Source organism: Polaromonas sp. SP1 (assembly GCF_003711205.1).
In the GTDB taxonomy this organism is placed as follows: Bacteria; Pseudomonadota; Gammaproteobacteria; order Burkholderiales; family Burkholderiaceae_C; genus Polaromonas.
The window spans coordinates 2,570,174-2,583,821 of sequence record NZ_CP031013.1; the positions used below are offsets into that span (position 1 = coordinate 2,570,174).

At 61.3% G+C, this 13,648-nt stretch carries 17 protein-coding genes; 15 read left to right on the forward strand and 2 right to left on the reverse strand.

All coding sequences use genetic code 11. The annotated features are described in order from the left end of the window. The first annotated feature begins 14 nt into the window (after positions 1–14). Genes DT070_RS12105 through DT070_RS12115 form a run of 3 tightly spaced genes read left to right on the forward strand, consistent with a single transcriptional unit; the run spans position 15 to position 2,137 of the window. On the forward strand, positions 15–674 hold the full coding sequence (locus DT070_RS12105) for an HAD family hydrolase (protein WP_122955629.1): 660 nt from the start codon (positions 15–17) through the stop codon (positions 672–674). Positions 675–691: 17 nt separating this feature from the next. After that, a complete protein-coding gene (locus DT070_RS12110; protein ID WP_122955630.1) occupies positions 692–1,057 on the forward strand; it encodes a Rieske 2Fe-2S domain-containing protein in 366 nt (121 codons plus the stop codon). Positions 1,058–1,078: 21 nt separating this feature from the next. After that, positions 1,079–2,137, forward strand: coding sequence for a S49 family peptidase (locus tag DT070_RS12115; RefSeq protein ID WP_122957373.1), 1,059 nt, complete (start codon positions 1,079–1,081; stop codon positions 2,135–2,137). An 88-nt stretch (positions 2,138–2,225) separates the two neighbouring features. On the opposite strand, the gene DT070_RS12120 is transcribed toward DT070_RS12115, so the two are convergent. Continuing rightward, on the reverse strand, positions 2,226–2,993 hold the full coding sequence (locus tag DT070_RS12120) for an SAM-dependent methyltransferase (protein ID WP_122955631.1): 768 nt from the start codon (positions 2,991–2,993) through the stop codon (positions 2,226–2,228). Beyond that, complete coding sequence (locus tag DT070_RS12125; protein ID WP_122955632.1) at positions 2,990–3,610, reverse strand: Maf family nucleotide pyrophosphatase; 621 nt, start codon at positions 3,608–3,610, stop codon at positions 2,990–2,992. The genes DT070_RS12120 and DT070_RS12125 overlap by 4 nt, the downstream gene beginning before the upstream one ends. 25 nt (positions 3,611–3,635) lie before the next feature. Here DT070_RS12125 and DT070_RS12130 point away from each other — a divergent pair, with 25 nt between their 5' ends. The 12 genes from DT070_RS12130 (at position 3,636) to rpoE (ending at position 13,558) form a co-directional block, all read left to right on the forward strand. Beyond that, positions 3,636–4,184: a DUF177 domain-containing protein gene (locus tag DT070_RS12130; RefSeq protein ID WP_122955633.1), complete on the forward strand. Its 549-nt coding sequence runs from the start codon at positions 3,636–3,638 to the stop codon at positions 4,182–4,184. A gap of 230 nt (positions 4,185–4,414) precedes the next feature. Continuing rightward, the gene (gene rpmF / locus DT070_RS12135) at positions 4,415–4,597 is read left to right on the forward strand and encodes a 50S ribosomal protein L32 (protein ID WP_007873878.1); all 183 of its coding nucleotides are present in this window, start codon (positions 4,415–4,417) and stop codon (positions 4,595–4,597) included. An 84-nt stretch (positions 4,598–4,681) separates the two neighbouring features. Continuing rightward, the gene (gene plsX, locus DT070_RS12140) at positions 4,682–5,794 is read left to right on the forward strand and encodes a phosphate acyltransferase PlsX (protein ID WP_122955634.1); all 1,113 of its coding nucleotides are present in this window, start codon (positions 4,682–4,684) and stop codon (positions 5,792–5,794) included. Between the two features lie 3 nt (positions 5,795–5,797). Further along, the gene (locus DT070_RS12145) at positions 5,798–6,775 is read left to right on the forward strand and encodes a beta-ketoacyl-ACP synthase III (RefSeq protein ID WP_122955635.1); all 978 of its coding nucleotides are present in this window, start codon (positions 5,798–5,800) and stop codon (positions 6,773–6,775) included. Between the two features lie 45 nt (positions 6,776–6,820). Then, entirely contained in the window at positions 6,821–8,188 is a 1,368-nt protein-coding gene (locus tag DT070_RS12150) for an exo-alpha-sialidase (protein ID WP_228778507.1), read from the forward strand. Next, on the forward strand, positions 8,169–8,810 hold the full coding sequence (locus DT070_RS12155; protein ID WP_122955636.1) for a hypothetical protein: 642 nt from the start codon (positions 8,169–8,171) through the stop codon (positions 8,808–8,810). Before DT070_RS12150 ends, DT070_RS12155 begins: the two co-directional genes overlap by 20 nt. 109 nt (positions 8,811–8,919) lie before the next feature. Continuing rightward, positions 8,920–9,870: an ACP S-malonyltransferase gene (fabD, locus tag DT070_RS12160; RefSeq protein ID WP_122955637.1), complete on the forward strand. Its 951-nt coding sequence runs from the start codon at positions 8,920–8,922 to the stop codon at positions 9,868–9,870. Further along, positions 9,867–10,613 carry a 3-oxoacyl-ACP reductase FabG gene (gene fabG, locus DT070_RS12165; protein ID WP_122955638.1) on the forward strand — a complete coding sequence of 249 codons (747 nt, stop codon included), beginning with the start codon at positions 9,867–9,869 and terminating at the stop codon, positions 10,611–10,613. The genes fabD and fabG overlap by 4 nt, the downstream gene beginning before the upstream one ends. A 159-nt stretch (positions 10,614–10,772) precedes the next feature. Further along, a complete protein-coding gene (gene acpP, locus DT070_RS12170; RefSeq protein WP_007873885.1) occupies positions 10,773–11,012 on the forward strand; it encodes an acyl carrier protein in 240 nt (79 codons plus the stop codon). 82 nt (positions 11,013–11,094) lie between these two features. Further along, on the forward strand, positions 11,095–12,336 hold the full coding sequence (fabF, locus tag DT070_RS12175; protein WP_122955639.1) for a beta-ketoacyl-ACP synthase II: 1,242 nt from the start codon (positions 11,095–11,097) through the stop codon (positions 12,334–12,336). A 35-nt stretch (positions 12,337–12,371) separates the two neighbouring features. Next, on the forward strand, positions 12,372–12,917 hold the full coding sequence (locus DT070_RS12180; RefSeq protein WP_122955640.1) for a hypothetical protein: 546 nt from the start codon (positions 12,372–12,374) through the stop codon (positions 12,915–12,917). Further along, positions 12,914–13,558 carry an RNA polymerase sigma factor RpoE gene (rpoE, locus tag DT070_RS12185; RefSeq protein ID WP_122955641.1) on the forward strand — a complete coding sequence of 215 codons (645 nt, stop codon included), beginning with the start codon at positions 12,914–12,916 and terminating at the stop codon, positions 13,556–13,558. The genes DT070_RS12180 and rpoE overlap by 4 nt, the downstream gene beginning before the upstream one ends. The last annotated feature ends 90 nt before the right edge of the window (positions 13,559–13,648 follow it).

Consider the following 13,648-nt stretch of genomic DNA (forward strand, 5'->3'; position numbering starts at 1 on the left):
GCGACAATAGGCCGATGCAAACCCGAAATTTTGATCTGATTGCCTTCGACTGGGACGGCACGCTGTTTGATTCGACCAAAATCATCGTGCGCTGCATCCAGGCCGCGGTGCGCGACGTGGGCGGCACGGTGCCGACCGACAAGGAAGCCGGCTACGTCATCGGCCTGGGGCTCATGCAGGCGCTGGCCCACGCCGCGCCGGACGTCCCGCCTGAAAAATACCCACAGCTCGGTGAGCGCTATCGTCATCACTACACGGCGCACTTCAACGATCTCAGCCTTTTTGAGGGGGTGTTGCCCTTGCTCGATGCCCTGAAAGCGCGCGGCCACCTTTTGGCGGTGGCCACCGGCAAGTCGCGCCGCGGGCTCGACGAAGTGCTGCGCACAGTCGAGCTCAAAGGCGTGTTCGACGGCTCCCGCACCGCCGACGAAACGGCCGGCAAGCCCGACCCGCTGATGCTGCGCGAATTGATGGCCGAGTTTGATGTGGCCCCCGCGCGGGTGCTGATGGTGGGTGATACCACGCATGACCTGCAGATGGCCGTCAACGCCGGATGCCCCAGCGTAGGCGTGAGTTACGGCGCGCACGAGCCCGACGCATTCGCTGTGCTGTCGCCGCGCCATGTCGCGCATTCGGTGCAGGAGCTGCACGACTGGCTGCTGGCCAACGGCTAAGCCCTGGCGATCAAGGCATGGACGAACGGCAAGCCCTGTGCAACACCCGCGACCTGCTCGAAGGCGGGCTGGCGGTGCCGTTCGACGTGGTCTACGCCGGGCAGACATGCCGGGCATTTGCCGTTCGTTACGAAGGCGCCGTCCATGCGTACCTCAACCGTTGCACCCATGTTGCGATGGAGCTGGACTGGCAACCCAACCGGGTGTTTGACGACCAGGGGCGGTGGCTGCTGTGCGCCAGCCACGGCGCCGCCTACCGCCCTGATACCGGCCAATGCGCTGGTGGGCCATGCCAGGGCGGCTTGATCAAAATTGAACTTTCGGAAGCCGGGGGGGTTGTTTATTGGCATTCTGCTTACAACCTGAAGCCGCTACAGTTCTAATACCTCTCTAAACTAGTGAACATGAACGATCCTCACCGCCCCGACCCCCCGATGGACCCAGATTTGTTGCGCGAGTCGGACTTTCGGCCCAACCAGCCTGAATCCCTTCCCCCTCACACCTCCTCGAAAAAATCCGCCGCAGATCCGACCGGCGCCCCCGGCTGGGAGCGCGCCACGCTCGAGAAGCTGGCATTTGCATCATTGAACGAGCAGAAGGCCACGCGCCGCTGGAAGACTTTTGTGCGGCTGGCCTGGCTGGCATTTTTTGTGGCGCTGGTCTGGATGGCGCTGCACCGCGGCACGCCCGCCAGTGACGCGACCGTGCCGCACACCGCCGTGGTGGAGATCAAGGGCGAGATCGCCGCAGGGGCGGACGCCAGCGCCGAGTTCGTCAATGCGGCGCTGCGCGCGGCCTTTGAAGACGACGGCGCCAAGGCGGTGGTGCTGCTCATCAATTCCCCCGGCGGCAGCCCTGTGCAGGCCGGCATGATGAACGACGAAATCCTGCGCCTGAAGGCCAAGCACAAAAAACCTGTTTACGCCGTGGTGGAAGAAACCTGCGCATCGGCGGCGTATTACATCGCCGTGTCGGCCGACAAGATTTATGTCGACAAGGCCAGCATTGTGGGCAGCATCGGCGTGCTGATGGACGGCTTCGGCTTTACCGGCCTGATGGACAAGCTGGGCGTGGAGCGCCGCTTGCTCACGGCCGGCGAAAACAAGGGCTTCCTCGATCCGTTCAGCCCGCAAAACGACAAGCAGCGTGTGTTTGCGCAGGCCATGCTCGACCAGATCCACCAGCAGTTCATCACGGTGGTGAAAGCCGGCCGCGGCAAGCGCCTGAAAGAAACGCCCGAGATGTTCAGCGGCCTGTTCTGGAGCGGCCAGCAGGCGGTGGAACTCGGCCTGGCCGACCAGCTCGGCAACCTCGACTACGTCGCCCGCGAAGTGGTCAAGACCGACGAAATCATCGACTACACCCGCCGCGACAACGTGGCAGAACGCCTGGCCAAGAAGTTTGGCGCAGCCATGGGGGAGGGCGCGATGAAGGCCTTCAAGTCGATTCCCGCGCTTCGCTAGGCGATGGATGGCCGGCCTAGATGGCCGATGAAAAAAGCCCGCAGCAAGCGGGCTTTTTTGTGGGCGTTTTCTGCGCTGTTCTGGGCTTCTAGCGGCCGATGCAAAAGACGGTCGGCAAATCCAGCGGTGCCTGGAGTTTGTCCCGCTTCCACGTGCTGACCTGCGCACTGCGCGACCAGCCTGTGTTCATCGTCAGGCCGCAGCTCAGCGCCAGCCGGGTGTTGCCCTGAAGTGTTTGCAGCAGCGATTGAAGCAGGGCCGCATTGCGATACGGCGTTTCAATGAAGAGCTGGGTCTGCCCGGATTTGAGCGCCAGGGATTCGAGTTCGCGGATGCGTTGCACCCGCTCGGCCGGTGTCTGGGGCAGATAGCCGGCAAAGGCAAAACTCTGGCCGTTGAGCCCGCTGGCGGCCAGCGCCAGCATCAGCGACATCGGGCCCGTCAGCGGCACCACTTCCAGGCCCAGGTCGTGCGCCGCGCGCACCACGGAAGACCCCGGGTCGGCAATGGCAGGCATGCCGGCTTCGCTGACCAGGCCCATGTCGTGGCCCTCGAGAGCCGCTTTCAGCAAAGGCCGAGCATCGAAGTTGCCCGTGTGGTCGCCCTTCTTGTGAACCTCACGCGGCAGCTCCTGGATTTGCTGCGACTGCAGCGTTGCGCTCAAGGGTTGTAGCGCGTCAATCCGCTTCAGGTAGGCGCGTGTGCTTTTGGCGTTCTCGCAGATCCATTGCGACAGCCGCGAGGCGACTTGCAGTGTCTGCAGGGGCATGACGTCCTGCAGCGGCGCCTGGACGTCGCAGCCAAAGTCCAGCGGCGCGGGTACGAGGTAGAGCTTGCCCTTTGCTGCGGCGTTCATGGCCGGCCTCCGGACAGCAGCTTCACGCCCGCCGCCTGAATCATCCGGCAGGTGCGGATCAGCGGCAGGCCGACCAGTGCGGTTGGATCATCGTTCTCTATCGATTCCAGCAGCGCGATGCCCAGGCCTTCGCTTTTGGCGCTGCCGGCACAGTCGTAAGGTTGTTCGACGCGCAGATAGTGTTCGATTTCGGCGTCGCTCAGGTCGCGGAACTTCACCTTCACGGGCGCCAGGCTTTGCGCTTCAAACCCGGTCTCGAGGCACACCACGGCCACGGCGGTCTGGAAGATGACGGTGTGCCCGCGCATCTGGCGCAACTGGGCGACGGCCTTGTCGTGGGTGCCGGGCTTTCCCAACGGCAGGCCGTCCAGGTCGGCCACCTGGTCGGAGCCGATCACGACTGCGCCGGGAAATTTCGCGGCAACAGCCCGGGCCTTGGCCAGGGCCAGGCGTTCGGCGAGCGCCTGGGGCAGTTCGCCCGGTTGTGGGGTTTCATCCACATCGGGGGCAGCCACTTCGAAAGGGATGTGCAGCCGTTCCAGCAATTCGCGGCGGTAGCGTGAGGTCGAGCCCAATACGAGAGGGCGGCTGGCGGCGGAGTCGGGGGCAAGGGTCATCCCCCGATTCTCTTACACTGCATTCATGTCCAGACCCCTTCAAGCCAAGCGGCTCAACATGAAAGCGTTCGCCCAGGATGGCGTGGCGCTCACCGAAACCACTTTGCTACAAAATATGGAGCGCCTGGCCCAGGAAACACAAGGGCTGCAGCCCGATTCGGCTGTGAAATGGCAAGCCAGCGCCGAGCTCCGTCCGCGTGCCGGAGTGGAAGACGACGTGTGGCTGCACCTGGCCGCCCAGGCCACCGTGCCTTTGACCTGCCAGCGCTGTATGGGGGTGGTTGAAACCCCCGTCGAAGTGGACCAGTGGTACCGCTTTGTGGCCAGCGAAGACATCGCCATGGCGGAAGACGACCAGTCCGAAGAGGATTTGCTGGTGATGGAGCCCCAGTTTGATTTACTGGCGGTGCTGGAGGACGAACTGCTGATGGCCTTGCCCCTGGTGCCCATGCACGAGCAATGCCCGGTGGCGCCCACGCTGCAGGTGGGCGAGGTCGACGCGGCCGGCGAGCCCGATGCCGGCAAAAAACCCAATCCGTTTGCCGTTCTTGCGCAGCTCAAGGTCAAAAAGTAGTAATTTAGAATTACTTTTCTTGGTAATAAGCGTGCAGATTTGCCGACATTTGGGCCCCTGAGACTGAGGGGGTGAAAATGATTCCGCATCAAGCTATAATCAAAGGCTTCGCGTACCAATGCGGTGATACGGCTTATAGGATTGCTATGGCCCGATATCCAGGTCCAGCTATCTGAACTCAAGAATTTGGTGCGTAATTTACCAACCTCACACCCCATCAGGAGCGGATCATGGCCGTCCAGCAGAACAAAAAGTCACCTTCGAAGCGCGGTATGCACCGCTCGCACAACGCACTCACCGTGCCAGGCATCGCCGTGGAATCCACCACCGGTGAAACCCACCTGCGCCACCACATCAGCCCCACCGGTTTCTACCGTGGTCGCAAGGTGTTGAAAACCAAATCCGAAGCGTAATTCACGCTTTAAGCACTGGCCCGCACTCATCCTGCGGGCCTTTCTTTTGCCTGAATTTCACACTTTGACTGCACCGGTCGCCTCATGATCAGGATCGCTGTCGATGCCATGGGCGGGGATATCGGCCCTGCCGTCACCGTTCCCGCCAGCCTGGCTTTCCTGGAAGGCCATCCGGGCGCCTCCGTGGTGCTGGTCGGCCAGCCCGAAGTGCTCGCGGCGCAGCCGCTGTTTGCCCGGCTTCAATCACATGAACGCTGCCTGGTCGTTCCGGCCAGCGAGATCGTCACCATGGACGATCCCATCGAAATTGCCCTGCGGCGCAAAAAGAATTCCTCGATGCGGGTGGCGATGAACCAGGTCAAGGACGGTGTGGCCCAGGCGGCCGTATCGGCCGGCAATACCGGTGCGCTGATGGCGATTGCCCGTTATGTGCTCAAAACCCTTGAAGGCATAGACCGCCCGGCGATTGCCACCCAGCTGCCCAATGCCCTGGGTGGCGCCACCACAGTGCTGGACCTGGGCGCCAACGTCGATTGCACCGAAGATCACCTGCTGCAGTTTGCCGTGATGGGCTCTGCCCTGGTGGCCGCCATTACCGACAATCCTGCGCCCAGCGTCGGCCTTCTCAATATTGGGGAAGAAGCGATAAAAGGCAGTGAAATTATCAAAAAAGCAGGCGAATTGTTGCGATCTGCCTCTAACTCCGGTGATTTGAATTTTTACGGAAATGTCGAGGGAAACGATATTTTCAAAGGGACAACCGATATCGTCGTATGCGACGGCTTCGTCGGCAATGTTGCCTTGAAGGCCAGCGAGGGCTTGGCCAGCATGATTGGCGGCTTTATCAAGGCCGAATTCTCCCGCAATATTTTCACAAAAATTGCCGCCATCATTGCTTATCCGGTGTTAACTGCATTTAAAAACCGCGTTGATCACAGGCGGTACAACGGTGCAGCCCTTCTTGGCCTGCAGGGTCTGGTCTTCAAGAGCCACGGTTCGGCAGACGCCTTTGCTTTTGAGAGGGCGCTCAATCGGGCTTATGATGCGGCTCGGAACAATTTGCTTGAGAGAGTCCGCGAACGCATTGCCCATGCGGCCCCCTTGCTGGTTGCGGCGCAGGCCGCACCACTTGCCGATGCACCGGCCGAGGCCTCCTCAATGCCAGTTGACTCAATCGTTTCAACACCGGCACACTAATTAATGACCCGTTATTCACGCATCACCGGCACCGGCAGCTATTTGCCGCCGCGCCGACTGACCAACGCTGACCTGGCTGCCGAACTGGCCACCCGAGGTGTTGAAACTTCCGACGAATGGATTGTGGAGCGCACCGGCATCCGCGCCCGCCACTTTGCCGCTCCAGACGTGACCAGCAGCGACCTGGGCGTCGAGGCCGCCAAAAACGCCTTGCAGGCCGCGGGCCTGCAGGCGAGTGATATCGACCTCATCATTGTGGCGACCTCTACGCCGGACATGGTGTTTCCCTCGGCTGCCTGCATTTTGCAAAACAAGCTGGGCATTGCCGGCTGTGCGGCCTTTGATGTGCAGGCGGTGTGCAGCGGATTTGTTTACGCGCTGACTGTGGCCGATGCGATGATCCGCACCGGTTCGGCCAGCAAGGCGCTGGTGATTGGTGCAGAGGTGTTCTCCCGCATCCTGGATTTTTCGGATCGAACGACCTGCGTGCTTTTTGGCGATGGCGCCGGCGCAGTGGTGCTCGAAGCTTCGGACACGCCCGGCATCCTTGCCAGTGACCTGCATGCCGACGGCAAGCACGTCGGCATCCTGTGTGTGCCCGGCAATGTGTCGGGTGGTCAGGTCCTGGGGGACCCCCTGCTCAAGATGGATGGCCAAGCCGTTTTCAAGCTGGCTGTGGGCGTGCTCGAAAGCGCCGCCCGCGCCACGCTGGCAAAAGCCAATCTGACGGACTCCGACATTGACTGGCTGATTCCGCACCAGGCCAACATCCGCATCATGCAGAGCACGGCGAAAAAATTGAAGATGCCGCTCGAGAAGCTGATCGTCACAGTGGATCAGCACGGCAACACCTCCGCTGCGTCCATCCCGTTGGCGCTGGATGCGGCGGTGCGCGGCGGCAAGATCAAGAAGGGGGACACCCTGATGCTCGAAGGCGTGGGCGGCGGATTCACTTGGGGTGCGGTGCTTCTCAAGTACTGAGATGGCTCGTACCCATCTGCCAGGCTTTCACAGACAGGTGGGCATTTGAACTTCAAACCGTCCGGCACATTCGACCGACTTGCAGCTGTCCTGCTGGTGCTGGCCTTTGCCGCGGGTGGGTGGAAAATTCTTTCGCGCGATCCTGCAGCCTCCTTTGCAGTGCCACAGCCGGCCGCACCTTCGGCGGAATCCCTCAAGCCCCGGCCGGGCGCGGGCCTTGCCTCCCAACAACTTTCGCCCGATGGCCGGTTCCGGTTTGACGCGCAGTTTGTTTCTTCTTCCCCCGGGCAAGCTGTGCACGCCGCTTCCGTGGTCGAGCTTCTCGACGGGCGCTTGCGGGCGGTCTGGTTTTCAGGTTCGCGCGAAGGCGCCCGGGACGTCACCATTCAGACTGCCGTCATGGATCCCGCCAGTTTGCGCTGGAGCGAAGAAAGCACGCTGTTTGGACGGCAACAACTCCAGCAAGGGCTTTGGCGCTACGTCAAGAAGCTCGGCAACCCGGTCATCGCTCGCGCGCCAGATGGAAGCCTTTGCATCTGGATGGTCAACGTGTCGCTGGGCGGCTGGGCCGGAAGCGCCATTAGCTGGGCCCGTTCCACCGATGAAGGCGCAACCTGGAGTGCGCCTCGCCGGCTGGTGACCTCGCCTTTCCTGAATATCAGCACCCTGGTGAAAGGGGCTCCGGTGAGTTTCCAGGATGGACAGATTGGCTTGCCGGTCTATCACGAGTTCATCACGAAATTCGGGGAGATGCTTCGAATCAACACCCTGGGCCAGGTGGTCGACAAGGTTCGCATTCCAGGCAGCCAGACCAGTCTTCAGCCGGTCGTGCTGGTGACCGGGCCTGAGAAAGCGGACGTCTACATGCGCTCAGGGAATGCCACTGCGCTCATGGCCTCCCAGACCAGCGACGCGGGCAAGACGTGGTCTGCCACCCATGCCGGCAGCTGGCCCAATCCCGATTCCGCACTGGCCGGCGCTGTGACGCATGCGGGGGTTCGCTGGCTGGCTTTGAATCCGGCGCCCCGAAACCGTGAAGTGCTGGCATTGCTTCAGGCAGACTCTGCCGGATCTTTTGACGGCGTCACGCCGTGGGTCGTGGAGTCTTCTGCCACCCCCCAGACGCGCACGTCCCTTCAAGACTACGAGCGCTTGCTGACGCAGGAACTTAAGGCGCGCGGCGCCAGTGAAGACCAGGCCCGCGCCTACGTGGCCAGTGCCCGGCGCCAACTGTGCGGCGAGCAAAGCTGCTCCCAGGAGTTTTCCTATCCGTACTTGCTGCAAAGCCGTGACGGCTACCTTCACCTTGTCTATACCTGGCACCGAACGCGGATCAAGCACGTTCGTCTCGACCCCCTTCAACCTTTTCAGGCCGCGCAAGCGGTAACAAGCCGTGTTGCCCCCGCTCCATGATCTGATCGCCTTGCTATGCATCGCGCTGGTGTTGTCGGCCGGCTGCTTGCGGCTGCTGAGCTGGCGGTATGGTGTAACGCTGTGGGTGAAATGCATGACCGCAGCCGTTTTTGTGCTGTTGTGGTGCCCGGCCGGGGATGCCCAATTGCCGCTTGTGGCCTATGTGCGGGGAATCAGCTCCGACTTGAGTATTTCATTGGTGGCCATCGCGTGCCTTGGCATGTATCAACGCTTGTCGGGCGCTCGTCTGATCGATGCACGCGAGCGTCATGCGGCGAGCTTGGCGTTTGCCGCCTTCGCCGTGTTTCTGTATCCCCTGGCGCTGGGTTGGGGCGACTGGGATTCTTATCGCCTGGGCTGGGGCTCGCCTGGCCTTTGGGTGGCCCTGTTGGTGCTGTCGCTGGCCTGCTGGGGCCGCGGTTTGCGGTTGTTGCCGGTGCTGATTGCCCTCGGGTTGTTCGCTTGGGCAATCGGCGTGCTGGAGTCAACCAATCTTTGGGACTACCTGATTGACCCATGGCTTGCCGTGGGGGCGATTTTTCAGTGTTTGAAAGTCGCCGCAAGCCTGCTTGTGGCGCGATGCAAGCCTGCACGCGGCGGTGCTGCCAATCTGCCGTCGTGACTTGCGGCAATTGAGGGCAAAAAGCGGCAGCTCATGTTCTTAAAATGGCGCCAGATCTAAATGAAGATGCTTTTCAAGACCTGAAGAGCCGGACCTATGGAGTAATCGTTTGAAATCGTTCGCTTTTGTTTTTCCCGGCCAGGGCTCGCAGTCCGTCGGCATGCTGGACGCCTGGGGCGACCATCCGGTGATTGCGCAGTCGCTGGCGGAAGCCTCGGACGCGCTGGGCCAGGATGTCGGCCAACTGATCAAGGAAGGGCCTAAAGAAGCGCTGGCGCTGACCACCAACACGCAACCCGTCATGCTGGTGGCCGGTGTTGCCGCCTACCGTGCCTGGATCGCTGAAACCGGCGCCGCGCCGGCCGCTGTGGCGGGCCACTCCCTGGGTGAATATTCTGCGTTGGTGGCTTCGGGCGTGCTCACCTTGGCGCAGGCTGCGCCGCTGGTGCGTTTTCGGGCGCAGGCCATGCAGGATGCCGTGCCTGTCGGCGTCGGCGCGATGGCTGCCATTTTGGGCATGGACGCGGCCCGGGTGATTGAAGGCTGCGCCGAAGCGGCGCGCACGTTCGGGCCGAATACGCTTGAAGTTGTTGAAGCGGTCAACTTCAACGATCCCATGCAGACCGTCATCGCGGGCAGCAAGGCAGCGGTTGAAAAGGCCTGCGAGGTGCTCAAGGCCAACGGTGCCAAGCGCGCGTTGCCCCTGCCGGTGTCCGCTCCCTTTCACTCCAGCCTGATGAAGCCTGCCGCCGAGAAGCTGCGTGAAAGACTCGCCGCTGTCGACTTTGCAGCTCCGAAGATCCCGGTCATCAACAACATTGAGGTTGCCGTCGAGACCGACGCCGATCGTATCCGGGCGGCGCTGTACGAACAGGCTTTTGGCCCTGTGCGCTGGGTGGAGTGCATTCAGGCGATCAAGGCGCGAGGCCTGACGACGCTTGTTGAATGCGGCCCCGGCAAGGTGCTGGCCGGCATGGTGAAACGCATTGATCCCGAACTGACGGGTGTTCCCTTGTTTGATCCCGCCTCGCTGGCGGAAGTGAAGGAGTTGCTGGCATGAGCGAAGTAAAGTTTGAAGGCCAGGTCGCCCTGGTCACCGGCGCGTCGCGCGGGATTGGCGCAGCTATCGCACTGGAGCTCGCCCACAAAGGCCTGAAGGTCATCGGCACCGCCACCAGCGATGAAGGTGCGGCAAAAATCAGCCAGGCGCTCTCGGCGTTTCCCGGTTGCAGCGGAAAAAACCTGAATGTGAACGATGTGACGGCCGCGGAATCGCTGATTGACGGCATCGTCAAGGAGCATGGCGGGCTGCAGGTGCTGGTCAACAATGCGGGCATCACGCGCGACATGCTGGCCATGCGCCTGAAGGACGACGACTGGGATGCGGTGCTGGACACCAACCTGAAGGCGGTATTCCGCATGAGCCGTGCGGTGATGCGCACCATGATGAAGCAGCGCTACGGCCGGATCATCAGCATCACTTCGGTGGTCGGTGCGTCGGGCAATGCGGGTCAGTCCAATTACGCGGCGGCCAAGGCCGGTGTAGCCGGCATGACGCGCGCGCTGGCGCGCGAGCTGGGCTCGCGCAACATCACGGTCAATTGCGTGGCGCCGGGCTTTATCGAGACCGACATGACGGCCGGATTGCCCGAAGAGCAGCAAAAAGCACTTTTGGGGCAAATTCCGCTGGGGCACCTCGGCAAACCGCAAGACATTGCGCATGCCGTAGCTTTTGTGGCCAGCCCACAGGCCGCGTATATCACCGGCCAGGAGATTCACGTCAACGGCGGCATGTATATGTAAGCCAGGGTGCCGTTAACCTGACGGTTTCATGAAACCGCAGGTTGACAGTGGTAAAACACGGGAAATCGAAGCCGGTTTTTATCCGTCCGGCGCGGTGCTTAGGGAAACGACTCTAACGCGGTAAAATCACGGATTAATTTACAACCCTCAGAGGGAACTATGAGCGATATCGAAGCACGTGTTAAGAAAATCATTGCCGAGCAACTTGGCGTGGAAGAAGGCCAAGTCACCAATGAAAAAGCCTTTGTGGCCGATCTGGGCGCTGACTCGCTTGACACCGTAGAACTGGTTATGGCTCTGGAAGACGAGTTTGGCATTGAGATTCCCGACGAAGACGCCGAGAAAATCACGACCGTCCAGAACGCGATTGACTACGCAAACACCCATCAAAAGGCCTGAGGCCAGGTTTTTACCTGTCTCAGCCGTCATCAAGCCTGGAAACCCGCTCAGGGCTTTTCAGGTTTCTTCTCAGGATTTCTGAATGAGCCGTCGTCGTGTCGTCGTGACAGGTCTGGGCTGCGTCAGCCCGGTAGGTAATACCGTGGCCGAATCGTGGTCCAACCTCGTTGCCGGGGTGCCTGGCATCGATCTGATCACGCAATTTGATGCGGGCAACTTTGCCTGCAAGTTTGCCGGTGAGGTCAAGGGTTTCAATATCGGGGATTACATTCCTGAAAAGGAAGCCCGGCATATGGATCGATTCATCCATCTGGGCCTGGCGGCCGCCTTCCAGGCGGTCGCCGACAGCGGCCTGCCGACCGGTGACGCGCTGGGTGAGATGGCGACGCGCATCGGTTGCAATATCGGTTCGGGTATCGGCGGCTTGCCGATGATCGAAGACATGCACTCAGAGCTGGTCAACCGCGGCCCGCGCCGGGTTTCCCCGTTCTTTGTGCCTGCATCGATCATCAACATGATCTCCGGTCATGTCTCCATCAAGTTCGGTTTCAAGGGCCCCAATATTGCCGTCGTGACGGCGTGCACCACCGGCCTCCATGCGATCGGCCTGTCGGCGCGCATGATCGAGTACGGCGATTGCGACGTGATGATTGCCGGCGGCGCAGAGTCCTGCGTTTCTCCTTTGGGCATTGGCGGCTTCGCAGCGGCCCGTGCGTTGTCTACCCGCAATGAAGACCCCAAAACGGCGTCCCGTCCCTGGGACAAGGACCGTGACGGCTTTGTGCTGGGTGAGGGCGGCGGTGTGCTGGTGCTCGAAGAGTACGAACACGCCAAGGCGCGCGGTGCCAAAATTTACGCCGAAGTGGTCGGGTTTGGCATGAGCGCCGACGCGTACCACATGACCGCTCCTGACGTCGACGGCCCGCGCCGCTCGATGGCCATGGCGCTGAAGAATGCCGGTGTCAATGCCGATCAAGTCCAGTACCTCAACGCGCACGGCACCTCCACGCCGCTGGGCGACCTGAACGAAACGAATGCCATCAAGGCGGCATTCGGCGATCACGCCAAAGACCTGGTCGTGAGCTCCACCAAGTCCATGACCGGGCATTTGCTGGGTGGCGCCGGCGGGATCGAGTCGGTGTTTACCGTGCTAGCGCTGCATCACCAGCAAATTCCTCCCACCATCAACATCTTTAACCAGGATCCGGAATGCGACCTGGATTACTGCGCGAACACTGCGCGTGATGCGAAGATCGAGTTTGCCGTCAAGAACAACTTCGGATTCGGCGGCACCAACGGCTCGCTGGTGTTCAAGCGCGCCTGATTTCCCGCCTTTACCCCGCTCACGCACAGACTGCCTTGACCTCGCACAACGCCCCACCGGTTGTTTATCCGTTGGGGCGTTCGCGTTTTCTGGGTGCGCTGTTGCTGGGCCTATGGCTTTGTGGCCTGCTTGCCGTCGTGCTTTGGCATGTTCAAGGCACCGGGCAATTCGATTGGCGCTTTACTTTCATGGCGGGATCGGTGTTGGGAGCGGGCGTGGCCGCTGGACTGGGATGGCGAAATACCCTGATGGGCCGGCTGGCCTGGGACGGCCAGGCCTGGCGCCTGGAAAGCCCGGGCTACCAGGCCGGCGCTGTTGAGTACGAGCTCTGCGTCCTCGCCGATTTCCAGCATGTGCTGCTGCTTCGGCTCGAAGGCCCCGGCCGTGCGCGCTTGTGGCTCTGGGTGGAAAGGCATGCCATGCCTGAGCGCTGGCTGGATGTGCGCCGGGCGGTTTACTCACCGCGCAAATCGCCGTTTTCGCCATGGCAGCATGACTCGCAGCACCGGGAGCCGTTGCCGGCTGTGGCAGTATCGGGGGCTATGCAGCCTGTAGATACCGCCACGCACAAAATTCCATGAGCGCCGATCTGCCCCCTTTTTCTGCCGAAAAAGCGACCGACAGCGACGCCATGCTGGTCGAGCGCACGGTGGCGGGCGACCAGAAGGCCTATGAACTGCTGGTGATCAAGTACCAGCGGCGCATACAGCGGCTGATAGGGCGCATGGTCCGCGATGTCGACCTCGTGGAAGACATCGCGCAAGAGACTTTTATCCGGGCCTACAGGGCGCTGGCGCAGTTCCGGGGTGAGGCCCAGTTTTATACCTGGCTCTACAGGATTGCGGTGAACACAGCCAAAAAGGCGTTGATGGACCTCAAGCGGGATCCGACCGTCTCTGAAAATGCCTTTAAATCCGGCCAAAGCGACGAAAACGATGAAACTTCCCCGCTGGAAAACGAACTAACAAGCTCGGAAACGCCGGATGCCGTGCTGGCGAGCAAGGAAATCGCCGAAATTATCAATGCCGCCATGGAAGCTTTGCCGGAGGAGCTTCGCCAGGCCATCACCCTGCGTGAAATAGAGGGTTTGAGCTATGAAGAGATTTCGGAAGCCATGGATTGCCCAATAGGCACGGTGCGGTCCCGGATTTTCAGGGCGCGCGAGGCAATTTCCCAGAAGGTCAAGCCCTTGCTGGAAAACCAGAGTGGCAAACGCTGGTAAGCGGCGCCCCCAGAAGCCCAGGAGCCCAGGAGCCATTCATGAACCCACGAGTCCGACCCGGTATTTTCAGCCCCCTTCAACCACAGCCTT

What these genes read in the sequence shown, in the direction of transcription:
- DT070_RS12105 (WP_122955629.1), top strand. Translation starts at nt 15, where the DNA reads ATGCAAACCCGAAATTTTGATCTGATTGCCTTCGACTGGGACGGCACG.
- rpmF (WP_007873878.1), top strand. Translation starts at nt 4,415, where the DNA reads ATGGCCGTCCAGCAGAACAAAAAGTCACCTTCGAAGCGCGGTATGCAC.
- DT070_RS12145 (WP_122955635.1), top strand. Translation starts at nt 5,798, where the DNA reads ATGACCCGTTATTCACGCATCACCGGCACCGGCAGCTATTTGCCGCCG.
- DT070_RS12130 (WP_122955633.1), top strand. Translation starts at nt 3,636, where the DNA reads ATGTCCAGACCCCTTCAAGCCAAGCGGCTCAACATGAAAGCGTTCGCC.
- DT070_RS12125 (WP_122955632.1), bottom strand. Translation starts at nt 3,610, where the DNA reads ATGACCCTTGCCCCCGACTCCGCCGCCAGCCGCCCTCTCGTATTGGGC.
- plsX (WP_122955634.1), top strand. Translation starts at nt 4,682, where the DNA reads ATGATCAGGATCGCTGTCGATGCCATGGGCGGGGATATCGGCCCTGCC.
- DT070_RS12110 (WP_122955630.1), top strand. Translation starts at nt 692, where the DNA reads ATGGACGAACGGCAAGCCCTGTGCAACACCCGCGACCTGCTCGAAGGC.
- DT070_RS12115 (WP_122957373.1), top strand. Translation starts at nt 1,079, where the DNA reads ATGAACGATCCTCACCGCCCCGACCCCCCGATGGACCCAGATTTGTTG.
- fabG (WP_122955638.1), top strand. Translation starts at nt 9,867, where the DNA reads ATGAGCGAAGTAAAGTTTGAAGGCCAGGTCGCCCTGGTCACCGGCGCG.
- fabF (WP_122955639.1), top strand. Translation starts at nt 11,095, where the DNA reads ATGAGCCGTCGTCGTGTCGTCGTGACAGGTCTGGGCTGCGTCAGCCCG.
- rpoE (WP_122955641.1), top strand. Translation starts at nt 12,914, where the DNA reads ATGAGCGCCGATCTGCCCCCTTTTTCTGCCGAAAAAGCGACCGACAGC.
- DT070_RS12120 (WP_122955631.1), bottom strand. Translation starts at nt 2,993, where the DNA reads ATGAACGCCGCAGCAAAGGGCAAGCTCTACCTCGTACCCGCGCCGCTG.
- acpP (WP_007873885.1), top strand. Translation starts at nt 10,773, where the DNA reads ATGAGCGATATCGAAGCACGTGTTAAGAAAATCATTGCCGAGCAACTT.